This window comes from Corynebacterium sp. NML120713 (assembly GCF_001875735.1).
In the GTDB taxonomy this organism is placed as follows: Bacteria; Actinomycetota; Actinomycetes; order Mycobacteriales; family Mycobacteriaceae; genus Corynebacterium; species Corynebacterium pseudogenitalium.
In genome coordinates, this window is sequence record NZ_MLCR01000023.1 from 1 (window position 1) to 1,081 (window position 1,081).

Annotated in this window: 1 protein-coding gene and 2 pseudogenes; all 3 read left to right on the forward strand. The window is 55.5% G+C overall.

All coding sequences use genetic code 11. The annotated features are described in order from the left end of the window. Positions 1-83 precede the first annotated feature (83 nt). Positions 84-437 (forward strand): annotated as a pseudogene (locus BJP06_RS12355) (hypothetical protein); the annotation flags it as partial. 2 nt (positions 438-439) lie between these two features. Then, positions 440-872: pseudogene (locus tag BJP06_RS12475) on the forward strand (transposase family protein); the annotation flags it as partial. Further along, a partial coding sequence (locus BJP06_RS10455) for a hypothetical protein (protein WP_255365844.1) occupies positions 778-1,081 on the forward strand: 304 nt, incomplete at its 3' end. The pseudogene BJP06_RS12475 and the gene BJP06_RS10455, both read left to right, overlap by 95 nt.

A 1,081-nucleotide genomic window follows, 5' to 3' on the forward strand; every position in this document is an offset into this window, starting at 1 on the left:
GCTATGAGGCAGGCCTACAACAAGAAAACGAGCTAATCGAAGCACTCGTTGGTATCGGGCACTCAATGAGGAAAGCCTGCAATGTGTTAGGCGTGGCCCGTTCCAGGCGGTATTACCAGGACAATCCCCGCCCGAAGAAGCAAGATCCGATCCCGCATCACAAACGCAACATCAAACGCTTAACCGATGCGCAAGTCAACGACATTTTGGCCTTGTTGGATGCTAATCCGTATTCGAGTGTGGATGATGTCTTCTACCACGCATTGAACAATGGGTGCTATATCGCCAGCTTGCGTAGCTTCTACCGGGTCGCCAAAGCACACGGCAAACTCTTATCACAACGCCACGGCACACGCAGAACACGCCCGCGGCGTGCACGCGGGCACAACCAGCCCCCACATGTTGAAGCACACCGGCCAGGTCAAGTGCTGTGCTNGNNTATCACCTATCTTCCAGGCAAGTACACAAACCAGTACTACGCCTGCCATACCGCAATCGATCTATATTCCCGTGCTGTTGTCGGCGCAGTTGTTGCCCACCACGAAGATTCCCGCGTGGCACGACATATGTTTGAAGAAATCTTTGCCGCACACCCTGATGTCGACACGGTGCACTCCGATAACGGGGCAGCGATGACCAGTCGCAGCCTTGGCAGACTTTTTGATGCCCACCAGTTCAAACGCTCCNTCTGCAGGCAGTCGATTAGTAAGNATAATCCGCATATGGCCCTAGGTGGCAGGCTGGTTGTGGGCCAAAACCCGAAGGAGGTCCGCACCCATGTCCCCGCACGATATTCCCCCGCTGATCCCCAAGCCACCAGAGAAGGATTGGGCAGACTACAACACCGACCCCGACCCCGGCAGGACTCGTAAACGTCGGCGTGCAAGCATGCTTTCTGCACGCGATGTGCTGGCGTTGCCGACTGTCACGCTTGCACCCGGTGCCACGCTTGCTGATAGTGAGTTGGTCATGCCGGATGCTGCGGCAGTCGTGTTTATCCCCAACACTGAAGATCGCGGGATTGTCACCTATAGCGATACCCAGAAACAGCAGATGGTCAGGATCTATCACCAACTACCGT